28 protein-coding genes and 1 tRNA gene are annotated in these 26,481 nt (G+C 47.5%); 16 read left to right on the top strand and 13 right to left on the bottom strand.

Going from position 1 to position 26,481, the window contains the following annotated elements; genetic code table 11:
- Nucleotides 1-104: 104 nt before the first annotated feature.
- Both C1A02_RS10550 and C1A02_RS10545 read right to left on the bottom strand, forming a co-directional pair.
- The gene (locus tag C1A02_RS10550) at nt 105-692 is read right to left on the bottom strand and encodes a hypothetical protein (RefSeq protein WP_101698188.1); all 588 of its coding nucleotides are present in this window, start codon (nt 690-692) and stop codon (nt 105-107) included.
- Between the two features lie 84 nt (nt 693-776).
- Nucleotides 777-1,631: a hypothetical protein gene (locus tag C1A02_RS10545; RefSeq protein WP_129588163.1), complete on the bottom strand. Its 855-nt coding sequence runs from the start codon at nt 1,629-1,631 to the stop codon at nt 777-779.
- A gap of 605 nt (nt 1,632-2,236) precedes the next feature.
- Between C1A02_RS10545 and C1A02_RS10540 the strand changes: the two genes are divergently transcribed.
- From C1A02_RS10540 to C1A02_RS10510, 6 genes are all read left to right on the top strand, one after another.
- Nucleotides 2,237-2,506: a hypothetical protein gene (locus tag C1A02_RS10540; RefSeq protein ID WP_101698186.1), complete on the top strand. Its 270-nt coding sequence runs from the start codon at nt 2,237-2,239 to the stop codon at nt 2,504-2,506.
- Nucleotides 2,484-2,693: a hypothetical protein gene (locus tag C1A02_RS10535; RefSeq protein ID WP_101698185.1), complete on the top strand. Its 210-nt coding sequence runs from the start codon at nt 2,484-2,486 to the stop codon at nt 2,691-2,693. The genes C1A02_RS10540 and C1A02_RS10535 overlap by 23 nt, the downstream gene beginning before the upstream one ends.
- Nucleotides 2,694-2,916: 223 nt before the next feature.
- Nucleotides 2,917-3,138, top strand: a complete 222-nt coding sequence (locus C1A02_RS10530; protein ID WP_129588162.1) for a hypothetical protein — start codon at nt 2,917-2,919, stop codon at nt 3,136-3,138.
- A gap of 888 nt (nt 3,139-4,026) precedes the next feature.
- Nucleotides 4,027-5,022 carry a linear amide C-N hydrolase gene (locus tag C1A02_RS10525; protein ID WP_101698183.1) on the top strand — a complete coding sequence of 332 codons (996 nt, stop codon included), beginning with the start codon at nt 4,027-4,029 and terminating at the stop codon, nt 5,020-5,022.
- 280 nt (nt 5,023-5,302) lie between these two features.
- Complete coding sequence (locus tag C1A02_RS10515) at nt 5,303-6,856, top strand: ClC family H(+)/Cl(-) exchange transporter (RefSeq protein WP_243577989.1); 1,554 nt, start codon at nt 5,303-5,305, stop codon at nt 6,854-6,856.
- 89 nt (nt 6,857-6,945) lie between these two features.
- Nucleotides 6,946-7,428 carry an SAM-dependent methyltransferase gene (locus C1A02_RS10510; RefSeq protein ID WP_101698180.1) on the top strand — a complete coding sequence of 161 codons (483 nt, stop codon included), beginning with the start codon at nt 6,946-6,948 and terminating at the stop codon, nt 7,426-7,428.
- A gap of 122 nt (nt 7,429-7,550) precedes the next feature.
- Here C1A02_RS10510 and tadA read toward each other — a convergent pair whose 3' ends face one another.
- From tadA to C1A02_RS10485, 5 genes are all read right to left on the bottom strand, one after another.
- On the bottom strand, nt 7,551-8,051 hold the full coding sequence (gene tadA, locus C1A02_RS10505; protein WP_101698179.1) for a tRNA adenosine(34) deaminase TadA: 501 nt from the start codon (nt 8,049-8,051) through the stop codon (nt 7,551-7,553).
- Nucleotides 8,052-8,053: 2 nt separating this feature from the next.
- The gene (locus tag C1A02_RS10500; RefSeq protein WP_101698178.1) at nt 8,054-9,064 is read right to left on the bottom strand and encodes a CPBP family intramembrane glutamic endopeptidase; all 1,011 of its coding nucleotides are present in this window, start codon (nt 9,062-9,064) and stop codon (nt 8,054-8,056) included.
- Nucleotides 9,065-9,114: 50 nt separating this feature from the next.
- Nucleotides 9,115-9,191 (bottom strand) — tRNA-Arg (locus C1A02_RS10495).
- A 44-nt stretch (nt 9,192-9,235) separates the two neighbouring features.
- Nucleotides 9,236-9,544: an RNA polymerase sigma factor gene (locus tag C1A02_RS10490; protein WP_101698177.1), complete on the bottom strand. Its 309-nt coding sequence runs from the start codon at nt 9,542-9,544 to the stop codon at nt 9,236-9,238.
- Nucleotides 9,534-9,755 carry a hypothetical protein gene (locus C1A02_RS10485; RefSeq protein WP_101698176.1) on the bottom strand — a complete coding sequence of 74 codons (222 nt, stop codon included), beginning with the start codon at nt 9,753-9,755 and terminating at the stop codon, nt 9,534-9,536. The genes C1A02_RS10490 and C1A02_RS10485 overlap by 11 nt, the downstream gene beginning before the upstream one ends.
- Before the next feature lie 433 nt (nt 9,756-10,188).
- On the opposite strand from C1A02_RS10485, the gene C1A02_RS10480 reads away from it, so the two are divergent.
- The 7 genes from C1A02_RS10480 to asnB all read left to right on the top strand — a co-directional run bounded on the left by C1A02_RS10480 (nt 10,189) and on the right by asnB (nt 15,997).
- Nucleotides 10,189-10,575 (top strand): helix-turn-helix domain-containing protein, encoded by a 387-nt coding sequence (locus C1A02_RS10480; RefSeq protein ID WP_101698175.1) that lies wholly within the window; start codon nt 10,189-10,191, stop codon nt 10,573-10,575.
- Nucleotides 10,556-11,023, top strand: a complete 468-nt coding sequence (locus C1A02_RS10475; RefSeq protein WP_101698174.1) for an ImmA/IrrE family metallo-endopeptidase — start codon at nt 10,556-10,558, stop codon at nt 11,021-11,023. Before C1A02_RS10480 ends, C1A02_RS10475 begins: the two co-directional genes overlap by 20 nt.
- A gap of 283 nt (nt 11,024-11,306) precedes the next feature.
- Nucleotides 11,307-11,837: a hypothetical protein gene (locus C1A02_RS10470; protein WP_101698173.1), complete on the top strand. Its 531-nt coding sequence runs from the start codon at nt 11,307-11,309 to the stop codon at nt 11,835-11,837.
- A gap of 15 nt (nt 11,838-11,852) precedes the next feature.
- Nucleotides 11,853-12,368 (top strand): flavodoxin family protein, encoded by a 516-nt coding sequence (locus C1A02_RS10465; protein WP_101698172.1) that lies wholly within the window; start codon nt 11,853-11,855, stop codon nt 12,366-12,368.
- A complete protein-coding gene (mnmA, locus tag C1A02_RS10460; protein WP_101698171.1) occupies nt 12,365-13,435 on the top strand; it encodes a tRNA 2-thiouridine(34) synthase MnmA in 1,071 nt (356 codons plus the stop codon). Before C1A02_RS10465 ends, mnmA begins: the two co-directional genes overlap by 4 nt.
- Nucleotides 13,436-13,454: 19 nt before the next feature.
- The gene (locus C1A02_RS10455) at nt 13,455-14,087 is read left to right on the top strand and encodes a CpXC domain-containing protein (protein ID WP_101698329.1); all 633 of its coding nucleotides are present in this window, start codon (nt 13,455-13,457) and stop codon (nt 14,085-14,087) included.
- Between the two features lie 29 nt (nt 14,088-14,116).
- Entirely contained in the window at nt 14,117-15,997 is a 1,881-nt protein-coding gene (gene asnB, locus C1A02_RS10450; RefSeq protein WP_101698170.1) for an asparagine synthase (glutamine-hydrolyzing), read from the top strand.
- Between the two features lie 126 nt (nt 15,998-16,123).
- On the opposite strand, the gene abc-f is transcribed toward asnB, so the two are convergent.
- The 6 genes from abc-f to rnhA all read right to left on the bottom strand — a co-directional run bounded on the left by abc-f (nt 16,124) and on the right by rnhA (nt 21,089).
- On the bottom strand, nt 16,124-17,758 hold the full coding sequence (gene abc-f, locus C1A02_RS10445; protein ID WP_101698169.1) for a ribosomal protection-like ABC-F family protein: 1,635 nt from the start codon (nt 17,756-17,758) through the stop codon (nt 16,124-16,126).
- 308 nt (nt 17,759-18,066) lie between these two features.
- Nucleotides 18,067-18,546, bottom strand: coding sequence for a DUF6773 family protein (locus C1A02_RS10440; RefSeq protein ID WP_101698168.1), 480 nt, complete (start codon nt 18,544-18,546; stop codon nt 18,067-18,069).
- Nucleotides 18,539-18,748, bottom strand: a complete 210-nt coding sequence (locus C1A02_RS10435) for a helix-turn-helix transcriptional regulator (RefSeq protein WP_101698167.1) — start codon at nt 18,746-18,748, stop codon at nt 18,539-18,541. The genes C1A02_RS10440 and C1A02_RS10435 overlap by 8 nt, the downstream gene beginning before the upstream one ends.
- A 147-nt stretch (nt 18,749-18,895) precedes the next feature.
- Nucleotides 18,896-19,336 (bottom strand): Fe-S cluster assembly scaffold protein NifU, encoded by a 441-nt coding sequence (gene nifU, locus C1A02_RS10430; RefSeq protein ID WP_101698166.1) that lies wholly within the window; start codon nt 19,334-19,336, stop codon nt 18,896-18,898.
- Nucleotides 19,336-20,541, bottom strand: a complete 1,206-nt coding sequence (gene nifS / locus C1A02_RS10425) for a cysteine desulfurase NifS (RefSeq protein ID WP_101698165.1) — start codon at nt 20,539-20,541, stop codon at nt 19,336-19,338. The genes nifU and nifS overlap by 1 nt, the downstream gene beginning before the upstream one ends.
- Before the next feature lie 101 nt (nt 20,542-20,642).
- Nucleotides 20,643-21,089 carry a ribonuclease HI gene (rnhA, locus tag C1A02_RS10420; protein WP_101698164.1) on the bottom strand — a complete coding sequence of 149 codons (447 nt, stop codon included), beginning with the start codon at nt 21,087-21,089 and terminating at the stop codon, nt 20,643-20,645.
- 791 nt (nt 21,090-21,880) lie between these two features.
- Between rnhA and C1A02_RS10415 the strand changes: the two genes are divergently transcribed.
- Genes C1A02_RS10415 through rplI form a run of 3 tightly spaced genes read left to right on the top strand, consistent with a single transcriptional unit; the run spans nt 21,881 to nt 26,469 of the window.
- Nucleotides 21,881-23,986, top strand: coding sequence for a ribonuclease J (locus tag C1A02_RS10415; RefSeq protein ID WP_101698163.1), 2,106 nt, complete (start codon nt 21,881-21,883; stop codon nt 23,984-23,986).
- A 19-nt stretch (nt 23,987-24,005) separates the two neighbouring features.
- The gene (locus tag C1A02_RS10410) at nt 24,006-25,997 is read left to right on the top strand and encodes a DHH family phosphoesterase (protein WP_101698162.1); all 1,992 of its coding nucleotides are present in this window, start codon (nt 24,006-24,008) and stop codon (nt 25,995-25,997) included.
- Nucleotides 25,998-26,016: 19 nt separating this feature from the next.
- On the top strand, nt 26,017-26,469 hold the full coding sequence (gene rplI / locus C1A02_RS10405; RefSeq protein WP_101698161.1) for a 50S ribosomal protein L9: 453 nt from the start codon (nt 26,017-26,019) through the stop codon (nt 26,467-26,469).
- Nucleotides 26,470-26,481 lie beyond the last annotated feature (12 nt).

Genomic DNA, 26,481 nt, shown 5'->3' with positions numbered 1-26,481 from the left:
ATGAAAAAATATGTTTCAGATTGTTTCCTTTGAAGACTTACGATGAAATATTCCATATAGTAAAAAATATGGCGGACAATCTTATTGAAACGCTGCAAACAGGCTTATTTATACACTACGTCTATAATACTGTCTACAGGAACCTCATATCTCACCGTTCCTACACCTTTTTCTTTCGAAGAGCCGATATCGTTTTCGTAGTCGACCCGTATCTTGTCGGCTTTATATTTATCGTATACCACAAAGTATGCCAGTTTGCTTAATTTGCTTCTATCTGCATCGGTCTCAGTTCCCACACTGTCGTAATAGGAGAAGCTGAAACTGGAGCCTAAGAGAACCTTCACCAAATTTTTTATGGTGGTACTACCTTCTACTTTTGTCTGTATTATACCGGTGTGGGCTGTTTCTAGTTTGTAGATTGGTGTCCTAATCCAGCTACGGGTTATAAAATGGTCGCGTTTAGTGGTAGAACCAAGATGGGTTTCGTTATTAAGGTAATAATGTGTTCCCGCACGTGGTTGGATAAAATTTTCTTGATCTGGGGGAAGCACTTTTCCGTTTTCATCGTACCGTTTCCCGCCGTCTACCCAAACAATGTCATGTAAATTCTCTCGAGGGAAGGACAATTGGCTCGCAAAAACCGCTGTATTGCCTATGGACGTCACCAGAGCCAGTGCCAGAACTGCTGCCAAAACTTTACCTGTCTTTTGTTTTTTGATGTTTTGTGCTCCTTTTCCATTTTTTTATTTTCAGGGCCGAGCTGTTCAGAAAAAAAATCAGTCCTTAAAATATTTGTCGTATAGGATTTTAGGGGCTTCAGAAACCCCAAATATCCCGCTTATAGCATAGGAAGGACGAAGCTCTGTGGAGGATTCTAAAACTATTGCAGGGGCAAAATAGAATACATCATAGGGACTTTCTTTTTTTTCAAAGCGGATCAAAAGACGAAGGCTTTCTTTGGGTGGTATCGAAATATTGACATTCAGGGGATCCGAGATTAGCTGGTCATTGAGATAAATCTGCGGGCGAAAAAAATCAAAATTGCGATCAATCAAGATTTGCTTTATTACAGCCGGTTCGGTACCCTCATTGGAATACTCTGCGCCATAACTTCCGATTCCAATATTATGGCTTAAAGCGCTATTGCTCCTAATTTTCATATTGTCTGGGTCCAGCCCTCCATTATCAGGATAGGGATGTATTTTGATTTTACCGATATCAAAGACATATTCGTTGGTTTTGGTCTGAATCATCAGCTCTTTCAGTTCCACCGGGTCGGTTCCTTCGACCATGCAAGAGGTCTGTAAGGTATAAACATAAGGGTTTTCCCCAGGGGATTTTTTTATATAGTACTCTTTTATACGAATGTTTTTTGCATTCGTACGAATTTCTAAATCCTCTTCCTGGTTTAAAAATTCAAAGTTTGAGCCGTTGTTGGTTAGAAAGTGAAAAGATAAAGGAAAACTATCGTTTTCACGCACGTTAATTGCACCAAGGGAGGAGAGCATCTTACCCTCGTCTGTCTTCTTCGGGTCTATCTTTTGATATGTTGGAGTATTGAGGGTAGACAAATGAAATCCTAATACAATCAGGCCTGCAACTAAAGCGGCAGCAAGAACGGAAAAAATCAAAAAAGTTTTTTTCGTCTGATTCTTCATAATGCAACTCCCTTTAAAATAAAATGGAAAAATTTGGTATATTTAGTGTACTATAGTTACATAGTGTTTTCAACAATATTTACAGAAATGTAATATTATTATTGTGAATATTGTTAAATGTAAAGAATTGATGGATGGTATTTTGGTTTTAATCAATGCAAAATGAGAGCCCATTTTGTGAAGGAATTTAAAAAAATTTTATTTTTGGGCAAACAAAGTTACTCTTAAATCGGGGCGGCCTTCCATTGTGGATCTTGCGGTGTGTGGTGCTGTGTTTGAAAAATAAAGAATCATACAAAAAGGGGCGCTTTCCCATCGGAAAACGCCTCTTTTTGATCGCCTAGAGCTTGTTTTGAAGGTGTCCGATGAAGAATCATAGGGAACAGAATCATTTACATACGGTTTGAGATGTGATATGCTTTTTAACAGAAAATGGATTCCCGGGCAATGGGTTTCTTTGGCGCAGGCGGGCTGAATTGTTGTTTTGCAGCCGAGCAAGCGTTAGGGCGAAATCTTTGCTGTGAGAGAGCCGGAACTGGTTCGCTGCGGCTGAAACCACAGAGGAAAGGGGTAGAGAAATGAAAAAGAGGTTTTGGAAAAAAGCGGTTATGGAATGCTTTACGACTCTTTTGGTTTATACCGGATTTTTTCTATCGTATTATATGGTTCTTCGGGGGAAATCCTTGGGGATGATTAACTGGAAATTATATACGAGTGTCGCCGTCGTTTTTTTGATTGCACACTTTATTGGGGCGTGGCTGCGCTGGAAACGAGAATACAAAAAACCGACAGTACGGCTTGCAGATAAAAAAGAGGAGCTTGTGGATGAAAAAAAGACAATGGAATAAATTATTTCTTTCTTTGCTGGCAGAGTTGTCTGCCTGTACCGTTCTTTTTGTACTGTATCAGGTTGCGATTCGGCACAGAACTTGGGAAATGATTGATTGGGGCACTTATTTCATTGCACTGCTCAGTATTGCTTTTGGCAAGTGCCTTTATCAGTGGCAGAAGAACAGGAAGGAACAAAAGCAGTGACAGACCGCTAAAATAAAGGGAGAAGGGGAGAGGGCGTTTTCCCCGTTCTCTTTTGCACAGTGCTGCTGATTGACTTTCCGTTTCTTTAGGGCTTGTCAATGGATTTGGTTCGAAAAACAGGCAATGGTTCGGTTATTTGAAACGTTGTTTGGATTTCCACAGTCTGACAAAAGTTTGTGGAAAAATTCTGTTGGTCGACAAATTCGTTTTTCAGGCTGAAATAATGAAAAAAGGTGATAGTATCAAAACAGGATTTTGGAAAAAGTTTATCCGAGAGGGCTTGATCGGTTGTGCTGCTTTTACTGCTTTCTTTCTTCTGTATCATCTGGTGCTGCGGCACAAAACCTGGGCGATGCTGGACTGGAAGGCATATGCAGTCATTTTGATTGCGTACCTGATTGGTGTGTTTTTTGGGACTAGGTTTCGCTGGAAGCGACAGGAATAGTATTGCGCATGTAAATCAAAATCCGCTCCTTTTAAAAGGAGCGGATTTTGTATTTTGAAAAATAGATTTTTCATAAAAGAACGTGCCTTGTGACCATACCTTGTGGGGTTTCACTGGTCATGGGAAGAAAGCCAAATATGCGCAGCTTTCAAGTGCAAAGCGAAATGCTGCACTTTGCTGTGACGTGACATATCGGCAGGTTTTACCTGCCTGCCCTTACAGACTTAGGTTGGAAAGGCCGGAGGAATACCAGGCCAAAGTATTCTAGTTGTGAGTGAATCAAACGGGCGATTTTATCACAAAACCCCGGCTCTTGCCGAACCTTTGTCTGTAAGGCAACAAAAAAAAGCGCGGTTACGGCGTGATTTCCACCCATAACACAGCGCCCGTATATCAAGTGCAGTACACAACCCAAAGGGCGGGAATCCATTTTTACGGTATTGACATCTCGTTTTTACACCCCTGTACAAATGGGGAAAAATGGATTATAATTGTATCTGCATTGCGCGGTTTATCCGTTGTGTAGGGAGGCTACTTCTCCGTATGCAGGGGATGAGGTGGTGGTGCACCTTGTCCCCGCTTTGCACTTATTTGTGCCTTACATCCAAATTATACCATTATAGATTTGAGAATGCAATAAAGATTGCCCCTTTTGGATGTTGAAATTTGTCACATTATGGTTTGTTTTGCCGTATTCCCCGCACTTTGGGCAGCGAAACGCTGGACTGCCCCGTGCCCTATTGTATCATCTTTGCGCTATGCGGCATATTACTATTTTGATTAGAATTATTTTGGGGTTCCCCCACTGGGAACCCATCAGCCTGCCGTGTTTTTATCTGGGCAGGCTGTCATTCTATCTGAAAAAAGACGAAGGGAAGGGAAATCAGTATGTGTACTTCGATTACATTGCAGTCCAAAGAAAATGAAACCTTTTTTGGACGAACTATGGACTTTTCTTATGATATTGAACCGCAGCTTTATGTGATACCAAAGAATTATGTCTGGCAAAGTGTGTTTAACGGGCAGCGGTTTCATGATGTTTATAGCTTTATCGCAATCGGCCAGGAAGATGACCGGATGATGGGCTTTTTTGACGGAGTCAATGAAAAAGGCTTTGCCGCCGCATCGTTGTATTTTGCCGGCTATGCCCAATATGAAACCCGCCAGTATAAAGAAAAACAGCCGGTGGCTGCCTTGGATTTTCTTCATTATATGCTGGGGCAGTGTGCATCAGTAAACGATTTGGAAGAGCTTTTGCCCCAGATTTCGCTGATGGGTGTTCCCGACCCGGTAACCCAGACGGTGGCCCCCCTTCACTGGATTGCCACCGACCGAAGCGGAAAATGCGTTGTGATTGAACGCACCGAGCAGGGCACCCGGATGTATCACAATCCCCTTGGGGTGATGGCCAATAGTCCGGAATTTTCATGGCACATGACAAATTTGCGCAACTATGCGCTGGTAAACCCGGGGCAGGCCATTCAAAACCAGTGGGGCAATTTAACGCTGAAACCATTTGGCCAAGGGGCGGGCACTTCGCTGCTGCCGGGGGGATATACCTCGCCGGAGCGGTTTGTCCGCACGGCATATTTCAAGACCCATATGCCCACGCCCGCAACCCGTGACGAGGCGGTGCAGTCTTGCTTCCACATTATGTCCAGTGTGTCAATTCCCAAAGGTGCTGTGGTGAGCAGCCGCAACACTTATGATTACACACGGTACACCGCTTTTCTGAATACAAATACCTGTGAGTATTATTTTAAAACCTATGAAAACAGCCAGATGGCCACTGCCAGCCTTTGGGATCATTATGAGTCGGGCACACAGCCAATCCGCCTGGGTCGGTTGGATCGCCCGGTGGTCTTTGAACCCTTTGGCAAATAAAACAGTCAAGCGGCATCCTTGTTCATTTCACAAAGAAGTTCCTTCTGCCTTTGGTGTTGGGACTTCTTTTTTTGTGCTGTTATCGGCTTTTTAATTTTGCCGATTTTTGGGGGGGCAGGAGGGTTGCCGTGCCAAAGGCTCTTCCTTTTCTTTTTCTGGGGATTTGTAGTATAATAACGGGGCAGATAAATGCAAAACGTTTGATGCCTGAATCAAGAGCCGCGGGGCAGGATGACAAAACAGGGTATCGGTTGGTTTGTAAACTTTTGGGGGCAGAACATTGGGAAAATCAAGAATGTATCAAATGATGTCGGACTTAAATAAGCTGAAATGGAGTGTTACATACAAAGGAATTCTTGCAGGTGTGGTTTCGGGGCTTTTGGTTACTTTTTACCGGTTGGGGATTGAATACGGAACCGAGAAGTCGCTGCAAGCCTATGGCTTTTTAAGATTACATCCTATTTGGATCCTGCCGTGGGTGCTTTGCATCGCCGTGGCGGGATTTGTTACGTATTGGCTCATAAAGCTGGAGCCTTGTGCCAGAGGGAGCGGGATTCCCCAAGTGGAGGGGATCGTTTTATTGGGCATGAAAATGAAGTGGAACACCATATTGGCAGTTCGCTTTGTGGCCGGAATTCTGACTTCTTTTTTTGGTGTTTCTTTGGGCAGAGAAGGGCCTTCGATTCAGATTGGAGCATGCGGAAGCCAAGCGGTGGCAGAAAAATTGGCAAAAAACAAATTAGAAGAAAATTACCTGATTACCGCCGGGGCTTCTGCCGGACTTTCGGCCGCGTTCAACGCGCCGCTGTCTGGAATTATGTTTGCTTTGGAAGAGGTTCACAGATCCTTTTCGCCGAATATTCTAATTGCTGCAACCACGGCAGCTTTAACAGCGGACGTGGTGTCGAAATCCTTTTTCGGGCTAAGACCCGTGCTGAGCTATACTCAGATTCCCCAACTGCCGATTCACTATTATTTTTGTCTGGTGATTTTAGGAGTTTTGTGTGGAGTTGTGGGGGCCATAGCCAATAAAAGCCTTTTGGGGATTGGCCGCCTGTATCAAAAAATTCCTGCATTTTTACACCCCGCGGTTGCTTTGCTGATTGCGCTGCCCTGCGGATTGCTGATTCCTCAGGTGCTGGGCGGGGGGCAGAGCCTGATTCAACTGTCAGAAAGGGCTGGGGCCGGAATCGCGATGATGATCGTCTATCTTGTGGTGAAGATGGTCTTTACCTGCACCAGCTTTGGCAGCGGAATTCCCGGCGGCATTTTTATGCCGATTTTGTCCTTTGGGGCATTAACCGGCTGCATTTTTGGGCAGGCCATCAGTATGATGGGGCTATCGGCAAAATACATTCCCATATTTTGTGTTTGTGCCATGGCCGGGGTGCTGTCAGGTTCTGTGAAGTCACCGGTTACCAGTATCCTTTTGATGGCAGAAATGACCGGCTCTTTGGTGCATTTGCTGCCGGTGGCGGCGGTGGCCTTTATTGCCTTGCTTACCTCAGATCTTTTGAAAGTGTCGCCGATTTATGAGGTGCTGCTGGAACGGATTGCCGGCCAAAGCAAAGAGGATACCCGCCGGAAGAAGCCGGGGGCGGTTTTGGAGATTCCGGTGGAATTAGGCAGTCAGGCGGCGGGCAAGATGGTGAAAGAGGTTCCCTGGCCCGAGGGCGCACTGATTGTTGGGCTGAACAGGGGGCGGCAGGAATTTGTCCCCAATGGCAACACCCAGATTGTGCAGGGGGACTATCTTGTGGTTCTTTCCACAAAGCAAAGATATGGGGAAATGCAGAAAGCCCTTACCGCACTTTGCCGTTCCCGGTCATTTTAGAAAAATTATAAAAAGGGATTGTAGTATCAAAACACATTGGTATACTGAATATAACGGCGCCGTAAATAAAACGAACAGGAGATTTATTTATGGAACAATTTACAGTAAAACCAATTGGAAAAGTTTGTGTGGATGATGGCGAAATGAGAATCGAGCTGGAAAAAGAATATGCACAGGCCCTGACCAATTTAGAAGGGTTTGGATATTTGAATATTCTTTGGTGGTTTGATCAAAGCGACAATTCGGATGCCCGCTCAAAGTTGGTGGAAAAGAGCCCTTACAAAGGTTCCCCCAAGGATTTGGGCACGTTTGCAACCCGCTCTTCTGACCGCCCGAATCCCATTGCGCTGACCTGCTGCCCTGTCACCTATCTGGACTGCGAAAGCGGAATCATTGGGGTGGGTTTTATCGATGCGCAGAACGGTACTCCGGTTTTGGATATTAAGCCGTATACGCCCAGTTTCGACCGAGTCGAAAACCCGATTCTTCCCGGGTGGTGTGCGGATTGGCCTAATAGTATCGAAACATCCGGCGAGTTTGACTGGGGTTCTGTGTTTCAATTTGAAATCTAATTCTTTTATTTTCGTTTAAATGCAAAAAGCTGGTTTTCCAAAAATGGAAAACCAGCTTTTTTATAAAATAACCATCCGTATCGTTTGCAGTTGCTTTTTCTGTTTCGGGTTTATTATGGCAATCACTCCCGGTTCTGTTCCGGGTTCTCTTCCGGTTTGGATTTCCCGAACCGCTTTTTTCGCAGTTCCTGAAAAAATTGCGTGAGCACAGCGCCGCATTCTTCTTCCAGAACACCGGGGGTTACCGCAGGCCGGTGGTTATAGGGAAGCTCGAACAGGTTTACTACCGAGCCGCAAGAACCAGCCTTGGGATCCCGCGCGCCGTATATGACCCGGGTGATTCGTGAGTTAATGATGGCCCCCGTACACATGGGGCAGGGTTCCAGTGTAACATACAGTTCACACTCCCACAGCCTCCATCCGCCAAGCGCTTGACAGGCATTGTCGATGGCTTCAATTTCCGCATGGCAAAGGGCGTTTTTCTCAGCTTCTCGTCGGTTTCGGCCAACGGAAATCACCTGATCGCCCCGAACCACCAAAGCGCCTACGGGAACTTCACCCTCCAGAGCGGCTTCTTTGGCCAGTTCCAAAGCCTGCCGCATAAAGTGTTCTTCTCTGGTCATGGTTAAAAATTCTCCAAAACATAAAATGCACTGATAAAGCCGATGGAGAGCAGTGCCACACCGGCGGGATTCCAAAGCATCGTTCGGAACTTCTGCCCCAGTGTCAATACCGATTCAGAAGGTTTTAGCCGGAATAACTGTTTGTCCCGTATCGATAGAATAATCAAAGCCAACACACCGGCCAACGCAGTGCCGATAAAATAGAAGAGGTAAAACGTGTTGGCAGTGGCTTCACTGGTATAAAACTGCATCAGCTGAAATAACACGGAAGTCCCGTTGTTAATGGCGTGAATCAGGATGGCAATCCATAAATTCCCGGTTTTGATGACGGCAAAGGCCAAAACCAGCCCACAAAGAAAGGCGAACACCATCTGAGTAAAGTTTCCGTGATAGACCGCGAATAAAAAGGCAGAGCCCACAATGGCAAAGTGATCCCCAAAGCGCCGAAGTCCGCTGAGGATGGCCCCGCGAAAGAGCAGTTCTTCCGTCAACGGCGGAATAATGGCCAAAGACACGAAAAACAAAACCTGAACCCAAGGGTTTTCGTTTAAAGGCAAATCGGGAATACGGCCGCTATACCCCAACGCTTTTTGCAGTGCAGCAACCATACTGGAGGGGATATTGGCGGTTGTGCAAATGCCTACGCCGAAAATCGTCATTAGCAAAAAGGTAGAAAGTTTTACCCGCTCAAACAAAAGCTGCTGGGAAGGCGACTGGCGCCGAATGCCCCAATATAAGAAAACGGGGATAGTCATTCCCACCAGATAGAGGGAACCGTGTGCCAAAAAGTACAGAATGGGCGGGTACCCTTGAAATGCGTCCAGCGGATATCCCATAAGCCCCAACTTTTGCACATACAGCTTGGCGAACAGAGAAAGGGTGGTCACCAGAATCTGAATACTGATCAGCAAAAGGCAAAGATAGTTGGATTCCCAACGCAGTATTTTCTTTTCATAAAAAACGGCAGAGTGCCGGCTGAGATCGGGTGGGTAACCGGGCGGTTGCTGCTTCATGCCAACTCTCCTTTTAATAAGCAAAAACCCCGCAGACAGCGGGGTGTGAATGGTGCGCTCGAGAGGATTCGAACCTCCGGCCTGCCGCTTAGGAGGCGGCCGCTCTATCCTGCTGAGCTACGAGTGCAATTAACTGTTCCATTTTACAGCAGGACACGGTTTTTGTCAACCTTATTCAAGGCGCCCAAAAGAGTAGCGAAGCACTTTTTCCAGCCGCAATTTAGCCTTCTTTAAGTGACGGCTGACGGTGGATTCGTGGATGTGCAATTCCTGCGCTGCCTGACGCGCAGTGAGCCCCTGATAGAAGCACAAATACACACATTCCCGCTGGCGATCGGTCAATTCCCCCTCCACCGCTTTTTGCAAAGCAGACAAGATGCGGCGGTATTCTGTGTCCGCCTCTTCGCCCTGCCGCCGATAGGCCTGTAAACCGGCCAAGCTTTCTGTAAACACATCCAGATAAAGCTGTTTATTTCTCATGGCAATCCCTCCGTGTTTTTCCAAAGCTTTTCAGTAGCCGTCCTGTTTCCCGGCAATCCAGATACATGGAGTAGAGAATGCAAATCCTTTCATTCAGATCCCTTGCCTGCGAAGGTTCCGCCGATTTTAACTGATGCCGCAGAACATCAACCCTAGCTTTCAGCACACGGGCTTCTTCCAGATACTCTTCTCCCCAACGAATAAAATCCATGTCATTTCTCCTTTTTATACACAAAACGTGTAGAATGAATGACAAAGCGTGGTAGAGTGGAATTTGGTTACCATGGCTTGTCAGAAAGTATCATAACACCGTAAATATGCCGAATCAATAACCAAAAAGAAACAAACGTTCCGAATGATAGACGGAGGGACAAAATTGGGACTGTGAACTGTGTTCACAAAATAACATCTTTGCTTTTCTTGTAAACACACATTGTGTGTGATATAATGACCCCAAAGACAGAACCGGAAACACAAAACTGCTTTTTATAGCTCTTATAAAAAAGCAAAGGGCTATCCTAAAAGCAGGTTCGGTTTTCGTCAGGAAAGAACCAGGCGGCAAAATTTTGGGGATTGTTCTAATCCATCTATGTACATAAAAACAAACAAGAGCAAATATTTTTTAAATTGGAGCGGTGGGTGTTATGTTTTCGGTACAATTGAAAAAACTAAGAGCAGAATATGGAATGACGCAGGCGCAGCTGGCGCAAAAGCTGGGGATTTCTGCTTCGGCGGTGGGAATGTATGAGCAAGGCCGCCGTGAACCGGACAGCGAATTGTTAGCCCGCCTGGCCCGGCTGTTTCATGTCAGCACCGATTATCTTCTTGGGGTTCAGCAGGAATCGGAAGCGGATCAAGAGGTGAACACGGTCATTGACCGTTTTACCAATATTTTAAAAAAACAGCAGGGTCTGATGTTTAACGGAATGCCCCTGTCGGAATCGGACAGGGAAAAAATTGTGAATGCAATTCGGGTGGCGACGGCAATTGCCATACCGGGGGAGGAAAAAAATGATGAACCGAAGGATTGAGAAGCTGGCGCTTTCTTTGCGGCTGCGTTTCGGCAGCAGCAATGCTTTTGAGCTGTGCGATCATCTGGGTGTGGGCGTGTTGTGGCAGGATCTGCCGGAACAGGTAAACGGATTTTGCCTTTGTCTTGGGCAAAAATATACCATTATTTTAAATCTTACAACGCCGCAGGAGCTGCGGCATTATGTGTGTGCCCACGAGCTGGGCCATATTCTTCTGCATGAAAAGACCAATGCGCTGGAGCTGACCGAGCTGACCAATCTTTGTCTGCCGCGGCTGGAAAACCAGGCGGACTATTTCGCCGCCTGCCTGCTGCTGCAGGATTGCCTTGACGACTGGCGGGAATGGTACAGCACACTGACCGTAAGTCAAGTTGCCCAATTGTCGGGGCTTCCCGTGCGGGTGGTGAGCCTTTGCATGGAGGACAGACACCATACCGCGGTTTCTTAAAATCGCCTTGTCCAGTGCTTTTCAAGAAACCCGGTTTATGATATAATGCTTGCAACTGAAACAGAAAATTGTGAATGTGATTTCTTTGCTGTAATTAATAAAGAAAAAGCGAAGTTTATGGAATACGAAGCGTCCCGATTTCATAAAAATAAATTCACAAAATATTTCTGTTATTCCGGGGTCTTTTGCGATATAATAAGGTAAAAGCTTAAAAAAATCTGCCGCCTTGGCCGGGTGACCGGCAAAATTTAAACAGGCGGTACAGCAGGATAAAGGAGAAGCTATGAAAATTTTATCTTCCGTCGCAGCCAATGTGACAAAAGCGATTGATTTTGTAGTGGAAGCCAACCGAAAGAACGCGCTGATCAACCGGATTAAGGCTGTGGTGCGGTGCGAAGAGAAGAACATTGACCGGGCTTACATTGCTTTGGGAAAATATTATTACAACAATCTGCGTGACAAAGATTTGGAAGAAACCGAGCGCCACTGTTTGGCTCTTGAAAATTCCAAGCGTCGTCTGGATCGGGCTTTGACACGGTTGGAGGAACTGACCGACGAGGATGAGGACGAATACGACGAGTATGACGATTATGAGGACTGCTATGCCTGTCATATTTCGGACGTGGATTTTGACAGTGAGGACTATGACGATCACTATCAGGACGCACCCGATTTGCAGTCGATGGATCCATCAGAGGGGCATGCGTCTCACGGAGCACCGGAGTACGATGAGTTTGCAGAGTCTGATTCCTACAAATATGGGGAAGCGGCAGAGGATGAAGACGGCAAGATAATTCCTCCCAGCCAGGAATAAGAAGGGCAGGGCGGCATGAAACCTTTGATCGTGTGTTTTTCTCAAACGGGAAAGACGAAAAAAATGTGTGGATGTATGGCAAAATCGTTGGACGCCGATTTTGTGGAATTAAAAGAGATTTCCCGCAGGGGGCTGATCGGCGCGTACACGTTAGGCGTGTACGACGCGATCCGCCGAAAAAGCGGGGATGTGTTGCCCGTGGATACGGACATTTCGGCCTATGATTGCCTGATTGTGGCAACACCGGTATGGGCCGGAAACATAACTCCTGCAATTAACGATTTTATTCGGGAATATGACCTTTCGGGAAAGACTGTTTATGGGTTTATTACCCATGCCGGCGGTGCGGGTGAGGCGGCTCAGCTGCTTCGGCACGAGCTGGAGCAGGCCGGTGCGGTTTGCCCCAATGTGCTGGATGTACAGTCAAAGCGGGAGCTGATTTATGATATTAAGGCAGAGCGCAAGGCGTTTTACCTTACCGCAGACGGCAAGCTGGCGCTGCGGAACCAGGATGGAGAAAAGAAAGAATGAGCAAAAAAATACTCTTGGGAATGAGCGGCGGGGTTGACAGCTCTGTCGCTGCTCTTTTGTTATTACAGCAGGGGTATCAGGTAACGGGTGTGACCATGCGCCTGCGCCCGGATGAGTACATGTGTGACAGTCAAAGCGGGGGCTGTTGTTCCCTGGACGACATAGACGATGCGCGAAGGGTTTGCTACCGGTTGGGCATCGAGCATTTGGTGATGAATTTTACCGATTCCTTTCGCCGGGATGTGATTGATCCCTTTGCCCGGGAATATCAGGCGGGACGCACGCCAAATCCCTGTATCGACTGCAATCGGTATTTGAAGTTCAGCGAGCTTTTGCGCCGGGCAGAGCAGCTGGGGTTTGACGGTGTGGCAACCGGGCACTATGCAATTGTGCGGCAGAATGAACAAGGCCGCTGGCTTTTGTACCGCTCGCCCACGGGCAAGGATCAAAGCTATGTTTTGTATTCCATGACCCAATATCAGCTGGCACGCACGCTGTTTCCGCTAAGTGACCTGGAAAAACCTTTGGTTCGTCAGATGGCCGAAGAGGCTGGGCTTCCTGTGGCCAAAAAGCCGGACAGTCAGGAAATCTGTTTTGTAGAAAATAAGGATTACGCGGGTTTTATCCGCCGGTATACGGGACAAGATCCTCAGCCGGGGGATTTTGTGGATTTAGACGGCAATGTGCTGGGGCAGCACCGGGGCATTACCCATTATACGGTTGGGCAAAGAAAAGGGCTTGGAATCAGTTTTCCGCAGCCCATGTATGTGGTTCGAATCGATGCTGCCAATCACCGGGTGGTTTTGGGCAAAGAGGGCAGCCAGTATTCCTCTTCTTTGATAGCAGGGGACTTAAACTGGATTGCATTTGACGAGCCGCCTGCGGAACTTTTGGTACAGGCAAAAGTGCGCTATCAGGCACAGCCTGCGCCTGCCCGAATCATTTCTCTGCCGGAAGGCCGAGTTCAGGTTCTGTTTGAGGAACCCCAGCGAGCCATTACGCCGGGACAGGCCGTGGTCTTTTATCAGGATGATCTGGTGGTGGGCGGCGGCACCATTTTTGAATAAAAGCGACGGGGGTGTTTTTATGGCGACCTGCATCAGCAAAGAAATCAGCTGTCCGGGCTGCACCGCGGTAAACAAACGCCAGATGTGGATTGAAATTGAGCGTTCGGCCGATCCTCAGCTGCGAGAGCAGATTTTAGAGGAAACTCTGTTTGACTGGCAGTGCCCGGATTGCGGGTATCAGGCCCGCATGGTATACCCTTGCCTGTATCATGAAAAGCAGGGGAAGTGGATGGTCTATCTGTCGCCTTCGGGACGCACCCAGCAGGTTATAGATGCCGAGCGGCAATATCCCGGGCTTTCAGACGTGAAAAAGAGGTTAGTTCTTACACCGGCCCAATTAAAAGAAAAAGTGATGATTTTCGAGCGCGGACTCAATGATGTGGCGCTGGAAATGGTGAAGTTGGCGCTGCAGGAGTTGACCGAGCGCAAACAGCAGGCGCGGGTGGAACGGATGTATTTTCTGACGGACAGTGAAGAATTGGATTATCTGGGGTTTTCCATGTTCCTGCAAGGGGAAGAAAAACCGGTGTATCAGGGAGTTCGGCTGGAAGTGTATGAAAAGTCACTGCAAGCGGCCCATCGAGTTGATTTTACAGAAACGGGATTTCAGCAGGTGGATTTGGCCATGGCCAAAACCCTTCTGGAGCAATAACCGGACAGAGCTAGGAGAAAATATCGGATATGTGTGGAGTATGTGGATTTACAGGAGAAATCGTTGACAGGGAAGCGGTTCTGAAAAATATGACGGATAAAATTACGCATCGTGGGCCGGACAGCAGCGGCGCGTATCAAACGGAAGAGATTTCGATGGGATTCCGTCGCCTGAGCATCATTGATGTTTCAGAAACCGGCGATCAGCCAATTTTTAACGAGGACAAAACGCTGGTTCTGACCTTTAACGGAGAAATCTATAACTATCGGGAGCTTCGGGAAGAGCTTTTGCAAAAAGGGCACCGGTTTGCTACCCAAACGGATTCTGAGGTTCTGATTCACGGTTTTGAGGAATGGAAAGAAGGACTTCTGGATCGTTTGCGAGGAATGTTTGCCTTTGCCATCTGGAACACGCAGGACAAATCTCTTTTTATTGCCCGGGACTTTTTTGGCATTAAGCCGCTGCATTACAGCATGGTAAACGATCATTTTGTCTATGGATCGGAAATAAAAAGCATTTTGGAATTTCCCGGTTTTGAGAAAAAGCTGGATTACGATACTTTAAATAACTACCTTTCATTTCAGTATGCGGTGCCGCCCCGCACCTTTTTTGAAGGGGTATCCTGTCTGATGCCGGCGCATTACTTGTGGTATCGGGACGGCGAAATTACCACTACCCGGTATTGGGAACCCCGCTTTCAGCCAGACGACTCTTTGTCGGAACAAGAGGCGGTTGACCGAATTGAACAAGTGTTTGAAGAGTCGGTCGGCCGGCATAAAATCAGCGACGTGGAAGTGGGCTGCTTTTTGTCCAGCGGTGTTGATTCCAGCTATGTGGCTACCTACTTCCCCGGCCAAAAGACCTTTACCGTGGGGTTCGATTTTGGTGAGAAGTACAACGAAACCGATTGGGCAGCCAGACTTTCTGAAGAAATCGGAGTGGATCATTACAAAAAGCTGATTACCTCAGAAGAATTCTGGGGCAACATCAAAAAAGTACAGTATCATATGGATCAGCCTTTGGCGGATCCCTCCTGCATCGCATTGTATTTTGTGTCCAAACTGGCCAGTGAACACGTAAAAGTGGTTCTGTCCGGTGAGGGCGCCGACGAATTGTTCGGCGGCTATACGGTGTATAACGAGCCGGATGTATTCCGGTTTTATCATAAACTGCCCCAGTGGCTGCGCACTTTTTTGCGTAAAGCAGTGCAGAAAGTGCCCCGGCATTTTGTGGGGCAGGGTTTTATCACCCGGGGGGAGTTCTCCACCAATGAAAGCTTTATCGGCAATGCCAAAATGTTTGGATATGAGGATAAGCTTCGCTTGCTGAAAGATCCCTCTATTGCGACCCGCCCCCAAACCTTGACCAAAGCCTATTATGACAGAGTCAGTGATTTAGACGATGTCACCCGCATGCAATATCTGGATGTGAACCTGTGGATGGTGGGGGATATCTTGCTCAAAGCGGACCGGATGAGTATGGCCAACTCTTTGGAACTTCGGGTTCCCTTTTTAGACAAAGAAGTGTTCCGGGTGGCTGCCACGATTCCGAAGCGGCTGCGCCTGAAAGACAAAACCACCAAGTATGCGATGCGTCAGGCGGCGCTGCGGCATTTGCCTGCCCGCACCGCTCAAAAAGAAAAATTGGGGTTCCCGGTTCCCACTCGTGTGTGGCTGCGGGATGAGCGTTATTATCACATTGTCAAAGAGGCCTTTTCTTCCGAATTGGCTCAGCAGTTTTTCCATACCGAAGAACTGCTGCACTATCTGGAGGAACACTATGCAGGTCGGCGGGATTACAGCCGCCGCATCTGGACCGTCTTTATTTTCTTGCTTTGGTATCAGATTTATTTTGAAGGTGCCAGCTATGAAGAAGGCAGCCTGCCCGACTTTTCCACCAAAAAAGAATAACTTGTGGAAAACCAGATGCAAGGCATCTTTTTACAAGGACAAAAGCCCCGCATCAATTGCGGGGCTTTCTGGTTTTGTAACTACTCATTTGATGGCTGATATTTGCAGAGTATGGTTCTTTTACGGTTAACGGGATTTTTCTGATTTTAGCTTGTTTAGTTGTTTTTGTACCTGCTGATACTCTTCTTCTAGGGCGTCTCGATTGGCGCCGGGCAAAGACAGCTCTGATAAAATTCGGGTCAGGCGCATTTCCAGAACCATTTTATCTGCGGAGGCGGGGTGTGGCTTGGGGGTAAGGATTTGCTGTTCATAAGATTCTAAATTGCCGTCAAAGGACAGAATTTTTTTATTTTTTAGAATTAGCAATCGATTGGCAACGCTGTTTACAAATTGCTGGTCGTGGGATACAAACAGCAAAACTCCGGGATAGTAGCTGAGAAGGGACTGCATTGCTTCAATGGAGGGAATGTCCAGATAATTGGTGGGTTCGTCTAATAAAAGGACATTGGCATCTGACACCAGAAGCTGAGCCAAAGACAGTTTGATTTTTTCACCGCCGCTGAGTACGGCGGCTTTTTTATGCACGGCTTCACCCCGGAATAACAATCGGGCCAATATGGTGCGAACGGTATTTTCCGGCTGAACGCTGTTTTGCATTGCGTTTTCTAACACGCTTTTTTCTGAATTCAGATGCTCAAAATTTTGGCGAAAATAGCCCAGTTTGACCTTGGGAACTAGCCGAATGGCGCTGTGGGGTTCGGAAATAAGCTGAAACAAAGTGGTTTTTCCCATGCCATTTTCTGCGATGACTGCCGTGCGGGTATGATTTTTAATTTCAAAGCTGGCATTTTGAAACAGCTGATTTTCTCCATAACCGAAGCTTAGGCTGCGACAGGTGATGACGATTTTGTTTTCCGGCGGATTGGTCAGGGAAAAATCCAATTGTATTTGGGGTGTTTCTCGAGGCTTTTCCTTTTTTTCCAGTCGTTCCAATCGAGACTCGATTGCTCGGGTGCTGCCATGCAGCTTTTCTTGGATTTCGGCAGAGGCTCGTTTGTGCAGCCGAGCTTCGGAATTTCCCATCCGGCGGGGTGCCTTTCGGATGGAACGGGCTTTTTCTTTTGTTTGAACAATGGCTTTCGACAGTCGTTCCCGTTCTTCGGAATACTGTTTGTATTCTGTTTCTGCCAGCTTTCGTTCCGCTTTCTTTTGCTGAGCATAGGCACTGTAATTCCCCGTGTATTCGGTGACGGTTCCTTCACGAAGTTCCAGTATTCGATTGCATACAGTATCTAATAACTGGCGGTCATGGCTGATGATAATCAAAGAATCTAAAGCTTTCAGCTTTTGCGTCAGCAGTTTTATTCCTGCGCTGTCTAAATTGCTGGTGGGTTCATCGGCCAAGAAAAGACTGCTGTTTTGGGCGAAAGCGTTGTCAAGGTTTCGGCGTGTTTGTTCCCCGCCGCTTAGGCGGGAATGAGAAAGCCGGTCTTTGGGCAGAAATTCACGCGGGGCGCGTGAGAAGTCTTGTTTTGTCTCCCCGGAAAACTGGCGAAGATAGGAAAAAGAACCATTGCGTTTCACAACACCCCGATCTGGCTCTGCTTCTCCCGCTAATAAATCCATCAGTGTTGTTTTGCCGGCGCCGTTTTCCCCTACAATGCCGATTTTGTCCCCGGAATAAATGCGCAGTTCCGGCAAATTCAAAATCAACCGGTCGCCATAATATTTTTTTAAATCAAAAACTTCGAATAAGATCAAAAAAATCTCTCCTAACATCTATAAGATGTGTCGGAAAGACAAAAACAAAACGCAAAAACAGACCATGCCCAAAACAAGGCATGTCTGCGCACTATCATTTTGTGATTTGCCAATCCGACCAGTAATGGGCGCACTTCACCCATTTTAAATCATAATTTTTATGATGGTGTCAGATTAGCAATTGCGCATGGCGAGAAATACCTCTACCTTTCTTCAGAATTACAATTTTATGATAATTGGTTTTGTGCGCTTTGTCAACAGGAGAAAAAAACCGCAGGAGCAGAGAGCCTGCGGTTTTTTTGAATTTTTTATTGAATCGGTTGATCCTCATGGCCTTGCTCAAGGATTGCTGCTCTTTTTTTATAGAGTCGTGCTGCAATGGATACGGCTGCAAAAGACAATACAAAGGTGCAAAGAAAGGTGCCGAATCCGGAAAGGAAAGCGGACCAGAGGGTACGATATATGCACCAATTACCGACGAGAATAATGATGCCGCTGATAAAGGAACCGATCAGGCTAACTATTAAATTTGTTTTCAAATTTGGTTTTAGATTTCTGTCCCATATTCCGTTTTTGATACATCCCGCTACTAAATAGATACACAAACACAAAAATACAACCAATTCGCCGGCAATATTGCGCAGCATATCGATTCGCCCCATACCTAAGATAATTTGCAGAAATATAACGATCAATAGTCCATAAAAAGCCAAACGCAGTCCATTTTTTTCAATTTTTAATAGTTTTAACTCTTGCATTTCATCTAACTGATTGCTTTTTTTACCCATTAGATTCTTCCTCCCAAAATAAATCGTCAAGTGTTTTTTCTAATGCGCGGCAAATTGCTCTGCATAATTTAATGGAGGGATTATATTCCCCTTGTTCAATTGCATTGATTGTTTGCCGTGACACCCCTACTTTTTCTGCAAGCTGTTTTTGTGTCATATCCAGTTGGGCCCGAGCAACCTTGATAGGAATATTCCGTGGCATAATCTCACCTCTTAACTGAGATTATAGCACTAATATTACAAAATGTAAAGTATATATTACATAAATTAAAAAATATAGGATATAGCAAGAACTGGAATAAATAAAAAAACAAAGCACGCTGTTTCAGCGTGCTTTGTTTTTTGCGGGTTATTCAATATCGCAGTGACAGTGGTCGTGATCACATTCCGGGATTTCACCCACCATGAGTTTGGGATCAATTCCCTGCTTTTCATAATAATCCGACACGGCGGCTTTGATGGCTTGTTCAGCCAAAACAGAACAGTGAACCTTTACCGGCGGAAGACCGTCCAGCGCCTCCATAACGGCCTTATTGGTCAGCTGAAGAGCTTCTTCAATGGTTTTTCCTTTAATTAGCTCGGTGGCCATGGAACTGGTGGCGATAGCTGCACCGCACCCAAAGGTTTTAAATCGCACGTCGGCAATCCGGTCGTTCTCTACTTGAATATACATGCGCATGATGTCGCCGCATTTGGAGTTGCCTACCTCTCCGACGCCGTCAGCATTGGGCAGTTCGCCCACATTGCGGGGATTTGAAAAATGATCCATTACCTTTTCACTGTATAACATTATTGTGCCTCCTGCTGTTTTGTGTTCTTTTCTTTGGCTTGAATTTGTTCCCACAAAGGGGACATATCCCGCAGACGAGTTACAATTTTAGGGAGAAGCGCGAGAATATCGTCTATATCTTCTTCGGTGTTTTCATCGCTCAAAGAAATCCGCAGGGAACCATGGGCAATTTCATGGGGCAAACCGATGGCTAACAGTACATGGCTGGGATCTAAAGAGCCGGAGGTGCAAGCCGAGCCGGAAGAAGCGCATACGCCCTGCAAATCCAAAAGCAGAAGTAAGGATTCCCCCTCAATTCCCTCAAAGCATAGGCTGACATTACCGGGCAGACGACGAACGGCATCCCCGTTCAGGCGGGAACGCTCAATTTTTAAAGCTTCTTTTATCAGGCGGTCACGCATGCCCTGGATTCTGGCGTTCCGTTCTTCCATTCCATTGCAGGCTTCTTGAATTGCCACGCTAAGACCCACAATTGCCGCCAGATTTTCTGTTCCTGCCCGGCGGCCGCGTTCTTGTGCGCCGCCATCAATCAGGTTCGAAAAACGCAGTCCCCGCCGGGAATAAAGTGCTCCGATTCCCTTGGGCGCATGCAGTTTGTGTCCAGATAAAGAAAGCAGATCGATGTTTTGATCTTTTACATGAATCGGCACATTTCCCACGGCTTGTACCGCATCGGTGTGCAGCAATACTCCGTGCTTTTGACAGATAGCGCCAATTTCCGGAATAGGCTGAATGGTGCCGATTTCATTGTTGGCATACATGATGGTAACCAAAGCGGTGTCTGGCCGAATGGCGGCTTCCACTTCTTCGGGGCGCACCAGACCGTCTTCGTGTACATCCAGATAGGTTACGTCAAACCCTTCGCGCTCCAGCGCCGCACAGGTGTGCAGAACCGCATGATGCTCGAATTTGGATGTGATGATATGCTTTTTTCCTTTGTTGCGCAGTTCATAGGCCACGCCTTTAATGGCCCAGTTGTCCGCTTCGCTGCCGCCGGAGGTGAAAAAAATTTCATTCGGCTGTGCGCCAAGGCAAATCGCAATTTTTTCGCGCGCTTCTTCCAGTGCTTTTTTGGCTTCGCGCCCTTTGGAATACAGGCTGGAAGGATTGCCGTAATGTTCGGTGTAAAAGGGAAGCATAGCCTCTAAAACTGTTTTAGAAACCGGAGTTGTTGCCGCATTGTCCGCATAAATAAGTCGATTCACAGTGTCACTCCCTAATTTTGACCGGCATCTATTCCTTTGCCGGAAAATAATCTGTAGAATAATATACCCCTTTTTGGTATACAATTCAATAAAAAAGACAATTATCCTTTTAATTTCTGTTTTTCTGCCTGAGCGACCGCAAGTCTGTCACAGCGTTCGTTTTCTGCGTGCCCTGCATGACCTTTGACCCAACGCACCGTTATCTGGTGGTTTTCAATTTGCGACAGCAGCTGTTCCCACAAATCGATGTTTAAAGCCGGTTTTTTGTCTGCCTTTTTCCACCCGTTTTGCTTCCAGGATTTTGCCCATCCTTTTTCAATGGCATCGCAAACATATTTGGAATCGCTCCACAGGGTTACATGACAGGGCTCTTTTAAAAGGGACAAAGCTTCGATTACGGCCGTTAATTCCATTCGGTTGTTAGTGGTTCGGGCTTCGCCCCCGCTGATTTCTTTTTCGCGCCCCTGATACCGCAGAACTGCACCCCATCCGCCCGGGCCTGGATTGCCCTGACATGCACCGTCTGTAAAAATTTCTACCTCTTTCACGTCTGCTGCCTCCATTCTCTGTTTTTTTCATTTTCTTCTTGGCATAATAATATAAGATCTGGAAGAATTGTTTTGCGCCCGGCAAAACAATAGCTGTTTCCTGTTTTAGCGGGCACCCAGCGCCTAACATGCGCTGAAGTTTTCTTCAATCGAAAAAATCATTATCGGAATGCTTTTCATGTTCTCTCAGGCGTCAAAAGCCTCTACTTTGCTTACGCCGTGAGGTTATTATAACAAGATTGCAAAAGGCCGCCGCCTTTTGTGCGGCGAAGCTGGAATAGCGTGAAAACGCGCATCTGGTTTCAATGTTCTCTCAGGCGTCAAAAGCCTCTACTTTGCTTACGCCGTGAGGCTATTATAACAAGATTGCAAAAGGCCGTCGCCTTTTGTGCGGCGAAGCCGGAATAGCGTGAAAACGCGCATCTGGTTTCAATGTTCTCTCAGGCGTCAAAAGCCTCGCTTTTGCTTACGCCGTGAGGTTATTATAACAAGCTTTTGGCTGTGCCGCAACCACGCTGTTGGCCAGCGTTTCGTTGGGGGTTCGCGCTTTTGGCCGTGCTTGACATCAAGAGGCAATCAAGGTACAATGAGACCAATGTTTTAATGGCTTTTACGGTTTTTCCCATGGGGAAAATACCAGAAATAAATTAGGTTCGTTTTCGCGGGATCCCCGCGGTGAATAGATAAAAATGGATATACCCATAGATGCGATAAGCAAGAGAAAAGCCTGCGGCACCGTTTGCGCGCAGGCTATGGTGGTTGTGTCCTCAAATTAAAATGGAGGTTATTTTGTGACAGAAAAAATGAATATGAATCCGCCTGACAGCGCTGAAAAAAAGCAGGGCACCTTGTACGGAAAAGTGGTGGCCCGCAAACAGCCGGAAAGAGCGAAGGACACGGAAGAAAAACAGGCGGTAAAAGCGGCGGGAAAGGCTGCTGTGGCAGAAAAGACTGCGATAGCGGAAAAACCGGCCGTTGCCGAGAAGCCGGTGGCTGCAGAAAAAAACGCTGCAGCGGAAAAGCCAGCTGTGGCGGAAAAGTCAGCTGCCCCAAAGGCTGCATCGAAAGCGCAGAAGCGGGGAAACCAAGCGAAAAAACCGCCCCGTGGAAAAGATGCGCCCAGAAATGCGTCGCGTAAGCCGGAGAAGGTTTCTGTTGTTCCAGAAGTTCTGGCTCAGGTGCAGAAACACGCACAAAAGCAGGCACGCCGCAAACCGAAAAAGGAGCAGCACAAAGAAAAGCCCTCGATCAAGGTGTACTTTTTGGGTGGTTTGAATGAGATCGGTAAAAACTTTACACTGTTTGAGTGCGAAGGTGACATGCTTATTGTAGACTGCGGCATGGCATTCCCCGATGGCGATATGCTGGGTGTGGATCTGGTCATACCGGATTTTACTTTTGTTGAGCGGAACGTGGACAAGATCCGCGGGGTTTTGATTACCCACGGACATGAGGATCACATCGGTTCTTTACCCTATCTGATGAAGCGGGTCAATTTGCCCCTGTATGGAACGGCATTGACTTTGGGACTGGTTGGCGGAAAGCTCAAAGAGCACGGCCTGGCAGGCAAGGTGAAGATGAATGTGGTGCGGCCGGGTGATACGGTGAAGCTGGGCTGCATTGCGGCTGAATTTATTCATGTGAACCACTCGATTTCCGACTCGGTTGGAATCGCGCTTCATACACCGGCAGGTACAGTGGTGCATACCGGTGACTTTAAAATTGACTGCACTCCCTCTCAGGGTGAGATGATAGACTTGGGCCGATTTGCCCAGCTGGGCAAGGAAGGCGTTTTGGCGCTTTTGGCTGACTCCACCAATGCGGAGCGCCCCGGCTTTACCATGACGGAGCGGAAAATCAGTGAGTCCTTTGAAAATCTGTTTAACCGGGCAGAGAACAGCCGGATTATCATTGCGACGTTTGCGTCTAATATCAGCCGTGTACAGCAGATTATTAACTGCGCCGTCAAGTATGGGCGCAAGGTGGCTTTGTCCGGCCGCAGTATGCTCAATGTGATGGGAATTGCTCAGGAATTGGGCTATCTGGATATTCCGGAAGGCGTGTTAATTGATATTGACTTGATTCGCCGCTACCCAAAAGAGAAAGTGGTTTTGATTACCACCGGCAGCCAGGGGGAACCCATGTCTGCGTTGACTCGCATGGCTTTTGCCGATCACCGCAAGGTAGAGGTGGGCCCGGGGGACTTTATCATTATTTCGGCCCGGCCAATTCCCGGTAACGAAAAAACCGTTGGTGCGGTGGTGGATGAACTGATGAAGCGTGGCTGCGAGGTTGTGTATGAATCTATGTATGAGGTTCATGTGTCCGGCCATGCATGCCAGGAAGAACTGAAAATTATGCAGGGCGTTACCCGCCCCAAATATTTTATCCCCGTCCACGGCGAGCAAAAGCACCTGCAAAAGCATGCTGCTTTGGCGCAGGCTATGGGCGTGAGCCGGTCGAACATCTATATCGGCAACATTGGGGATGTGCTGGAAATTAATCAGGACTATATGCGTCAGCTGCCCAGTGTTCCGGCCGGCCGTGTGCTGGTGGATGGTTTGGGCGTGGGCGATGTGGGAAGCATTGTTCTGCGCGACAGAAAGCATTTGGGAGAAGATGGCCTGATTGTGGTGGTTTGCACCATTGATGAAGGCGACGGCCATGTGGTTTCGGGCCCGGATGTGGTATCTCGCGGCTTTGTTTATGTGAGAGAATCGGAAAGTTTAATGGACGATGCTAAAAAATTAGTATATAATATTCTGGAAAGCAGTGCACAGGGCAAGGTTCATGATTGGGGAATGCTGAAAACCCGAATTAAAGATGAATTGTCCAAGATGCTGTACGATAAGACAAGACGCAGCCCGATGATCCTTCCGATCATCATGGAAGTCTGACTTTAAAGGAGAAATCGTTTTGAAACGGAAAATATGGGCCACCTCACCCGTGTTTTATGGCATCGCGGCAGTTATGCTGCTGATGGCTTTGCTCAGCCGGTTCTGGGACAGCAGAATCTTCTATGCGGAGATTGTTTTGTCTGTGCTGGCGTTTGCGGCGGTAGCCATGGCAAACTGGTACTTTAAGCTGTATGTCGGTACGGCTGTTAAAAGTGCGGAGAAAATACTGTCGGCGTCGGATTACCGCGCTCTTCATGAGTTTTCTATACCGGCTGTTTTGGTGGGAAAGCTGGGCGATGTCATCTGGTTTAACAGCCGTTTTTCCAGTGAGGTCAGTCTTGGGGAAGATTGCCGGGGCGAAAACATCGCCCGGTTTTTATCCCCCCACACGTTGGAACAGGCGGTAGAGGGGGAAGGCATCGACACCCAGGTTGGGGAACGTCAGTACACGGTGTATTCTATGTCTACAAGGAACGGCTATGTGCTGTACTTTGTGGACAATACATACTATAAAGACATCAGCCGCCGATACGGTGAGCAGCGCCCGGTTGTAGCTTTGGCGCTGTTTGATAACCGGGAAGAACTGATTCGGGACAGCGCCAGCGGCGAAGATGCCCGAATCTCTGCCCGGGTGGAAGAACTTTTACGCGATTGGACCAAGGGCACCGGGGGATTTTTAAAAAAGACTTCCGGCGGGCGGTATTTGATTATGACCGATGAAGCCCATATCCGGGAAGATGTGAAAAAACGCTTTGAGGTGCTGGATGCGGTGCGCACGGTGAAAACCGAAGACAACCGCAGTGCCACGGTTTCTATTGGTGTGGGACGGGGGGCTTCCAGTTTTGCAGAGGGCGAGCTTTGGGCGCGTCAGGCGCTGGATATGGCTTTGGGGCGCGGCGGCGATCAGGTCGCTGTGAAGCAGGATGACGGCTCTTATGAGTTTTTCGGCGGCCTTTCCAAAGGAGTGGAAAAACGCGACAAAGTGAGAACCCGGGTCATTGCGGCCACCCTCAGCGACCATGTCAAAGAGAGTGATACCGTGTTCATTATGGGGCACAAGTATTCCGATTTGGATGCTGTGGGAGCGGCTGTCGGCATGTGGAGCGCCGTTTTTAAGGGGCTTGGAAAACCGGCATATATTGTGGTTAACCGTGCCCAAAGCATGGCTGTGCCTATTATTGAAAGCATGGAACGAGCTTTGCCGGATCAAACGATTTTCCTTGCTCCGGAGGAAGCGCTTTCCAAAGTAACGGCCAAAAGCCTGTTAATTGTGGTGGATACCCATTCGCAGGAATTTGTGGAAAGCGAAGAGCTTCTCAATCGGGCGTCAAAAGTGGTGGTAATTGATCACCACCGGATGATGGTGAAGCACATCAGCAATGCCATAGTATTTTATCACGAGCCTTATGCCAGCTCTGCGGCGGAACTGGTGACCGAACTGGTTCAGTACATCAGTGAAAAATCTCTGTCCCGCATTGAAGCGGAAGCACTTTTGGCGGGCATTATGCTGGACACCAAGAATTTTGTTCTTAAAACCGGTGTTCGAACCTTTGAAGCGGCGGCCTATCTGCGGCGCAGGGGGGCAGACACCGTTGAGGTCAAGCGCTTGTTCTCCAATAGCATTGATACCTATAAAACCAAGTACCAGATGGTTTCGTCCGCTGAAATTTACAGCAACTGCGCCATTGTGTGTGCAGAGGAAGAAACCAGCGACATCCGTGTTGCAGCAGCTCAGGCGGCTGATGAGCTTTTGTCCATTCAAGGCGTCAGTGCCTCTTTTGTCATTTACCCCACGGGGAATGTGGTGAATATTTCTGCCCGCTCTTTGGGGGATGTGAATGTTCAGGTGATTATGGAGGTTTTGGGCGGCGGCGGCCATTTAACGATGGCGGCGGTACAACTGAAGGGCACCAGTTTGCAGCAGGCAAGAGATACGTTGGTATCGGTGATTAACAACAATCTGCAAAAGGCGAGTAAGCTGAATTTGCCTGCGCAGGGAAGTGTCAAATAGATTTAACGGAGGGATTTCCATGAAGGTTATTTTATTGCAGGATGTTAAAGGAAGCGGAAAAAAGGGAGAGCTGATAGAGGTTTCGGACGGTTATGCCAGAAATTTTCTGTTGCCCAGAAAGCTTGCCAAGGAAGCCAATGCCCAGGCAATGAATGAACTGAAAAATGCCGAAGAAGCAAAGGCTTTTCGTGCAAAGACGGAGCTGGAAAACGCCCAGAAGGTGAAACAGACCATTGAAGGCAAAAGCGTAAAGCTGACTGCCACTGCCGGACAGGGCGGCAAGCTGTTTGGCTCTGTGACCGCAAAAGAAATTGCCGAAGCCATTAAAAAACAGTTTGGTGCGGATGTGGATAAACGGAAAGTAGAACTGCCCGGGGATATTAAGGCCTTTGGCACCTATGAATGTGAAGTAAAGCTGCACCCGAGCGTAACGGCAAAAGTGTTTGCAGTGGTGGGCGAAAAGACCGAATAAATTGCAGGCCCA

The organism is Clostridium minihomine, assembly GCF_900240385.1.
Lineage (GTDB): Bacteria > Bacillota > Clostridia > Oscillospirales > Acutalibacteraceae > Faecalispora > Faecalispora minihomine.
Note: the sequence above shows the minus strand (reverse complement) of the source record. Positions and strands in the feature narration are given on the sequence as shown.

Bases quoted from the DNA above. Each gene is read 5' to 3' on its own strand.
- C1A02_RS10540 (WP_101698186.1), top strand. From the start codon at position 2,237: ATGAAAAAGAGGTTTTGGAAAAAAGCGGTTATGGAATGCTTTACGACT.
- C1A02_RS10535 (WP_101698185.1), top strand. From the start codon at position 2,484: ATGAAAAAAAGACAATGGAATAAATTATTTCTTTCTTTGCTGGCAGAG.
- C1A02_RS10530 (WP_129588162.1), top strand. From the start codon at position 2,917: ATGAAAAAAGGTGATAGTATCAAAACAGGATTTTGGAAAAAGTTTATC.
- C1A02_RS10525 (WP_101698183.1), top strand. From the start codon at position 4,027: ATGTGTACTTCGATTACATTGCAGTCCAAAGAAAATGAAACCTTTTTT.
- C1A02_RS10510 (WP_101698180.1), top strand. From the start codon at position 6,946: ATGGAACAATTTACAGTAAAACCAATTGGAAAAGTTTGTGTGGATGAT.
- tadA (WP_101698179.1), bottom strand. From the start codon at position 8,051: ATGACCAGAGAAGAACACTTTATGCGGCAGGCTTTGGAACTGGCCAAA.
- C1A02_RS10500 (WP_101698178.1), bottom strand. From the start codon at position 9,064: ATGAAGCAGCAACCGCCCGGTTACCCACCCGATCTCAGCCGGCACTCT.
- C1A02_RS10490 (WP_101698177.1), bottom strand. From the start codon at position 9,544: ATGAGAAATAAACAGCTTTATCTGGATGTGTTTACAGAAAGCTTGGCC.
- C1A02_RS10485 (WP_101698176.1), bottom strand. From the start codon at position 9,755: ATGGATTTTATTCGTTGGGGAGAAGAGTATCTGGAAGAAGCCCGTGTG.
- C1A02_RS10480 (WP_101698175.1), top strand. From the start codon at position 10,189: ATGTTTTCGGTACAATTGAAAAAACTAAGAGCAGAATATGGAATGACG.
- C1A02_RS10475 (WP_101698174.1), top strand. From the start codon at position 10,556: ATGATGAACCGAAGGATTGAGAAGCTGGCGCTTTCTTTGCGGCTGCGT.
- C1A02_RS10470 (WP_101698173.1), top strand. From the start codon at position 11,307: ATGAAAATTTTATCTTCCGTCGCAGCCAATGTGACAAAAGCGATTGAT.
- C1A02_RS10465 (WP_101698172.1), top strand. From the start codon at position 11,853: ATGAAACCTTTGATCGTGTGTTTTTCTCAAACGGGAAAGACGAAAAAA.
- mnmA (WP_101698171.1), top strand. From the start codon at position 12,365: ATGAGCAAAAAAATACTCTTGGGAATGAGCGGCGGGGTTGACAGCTCT.
- C1A02_RS10455 (WP_101698329.1), top strand. From the start codon at position 13,455: ATGGCGACCTGCATCAGCAAAGAAATCAGCTGTCCGGGCTGCACCGCG.
- asnB (WP_101698170.1), top strand. From the start codon at position 14,117: ATGTGTGGAGTATGTGGATTTACAGGAGAAATCGTTGACAGGGAAGCG.
- C1A02_RS10440 (WP_101698168.1), bottom strand. From the start codon at position 18,546: ATGGGTAAAAAAAGCAATCAGTTAGATGAAATGCAAGAGTTAAAACTA.
- C1A02_RS10435 (WP_101698167.1), bottom strand. From the start codon at position 18,748: ATGCCACGGAATATTCCTATCAAGGTTGCTCGGGCCCAACTGGATATG.
- nifU (WP_101698166.1), bottom strand. From the start codon at position 19,336: ATGTTATACAGTGAAAAGGTAATGGATCATTTTTCAAATCCCCGCAAT.
- rplI (WP_101698161.1), top strand. From the start codon at position 26,017: ATGAAGGTTATTTTATTGCAGGATGTTAAAGGAAGCGGAAAAAAGGGA.